Annotated in this window: 1 protein-coding gene; it reads left to right on the top strand. The window is 82.5% G+C overall.

The features are described from left to right. Nucleotides 1-277 precede the first annotated feature (277 nt). A partial coding sequence (locus C1A33_RS34385) for a hypothetical protein (protein ID WP_133150849.1) occupies nucleotides 278-531 on the top strand: 254 nt, incomplete at its 3' end.

Below are 531 nucleotides of genomic sequence, written 5' to 3'. Positions count from 1 at the left end.
CGCGCGGCTCCGCCGGGCGGGCGGTGCCGGGGGGGGGCGGTCGATGCCCGCCCGCCCTGGCCCCGCCCACGGAGCGGGGAGCGCGCTCCGCTAGCGTGGGGCGAGTGCAGGGGTGTGTGGGCATCGACCGCCCCCCGCGGGTATCGCCGTCTCGCGGGCGCCGCCGTCTCGCGGGCGCCGGCGGGCCGCGGCAGGCGCGGCGCGGCCGACACGCGCCGACGCGGCCGTCGGCGGGCACCACGCGCGGCCGCGCCGTCCCCGCTCAGGTCCGGCGGCCGTGCCCGTTCGTGACCGATCCCACCCGACCGGCACCGCGGTGACCGGTGCCGGCGTGGGGAGCACCGCGCCGCCCGCCCGCGCCGCGCGGACCGCCTGCGGGCTCCAGCTGCAGGACTCGACGCCACAGTCCGAGCGGGCCGAGCTCGCTGGGCACCGCCGCGGTGATCTCGACAGCCAGGTCGTCCTCGTCGACACGGGCGGACGCCCTGCCTCGCGCCCGTCCGGCCACCGCACGCCCGGCGGCGCGGTGCC

It is taken from the genome of Frankia canadensis (genome assembly GCF_900197875.1).
Lineage (GTDB): Bacteria > Actinomycetota > Actinomycetes > Frankiales > Frankiaceae > Frankia > Frankia canadensis.
Note: the sequence above shows the minus strand (reverse complement) of the source record. Positions and strands in the feature narration are given on the sequence as shown.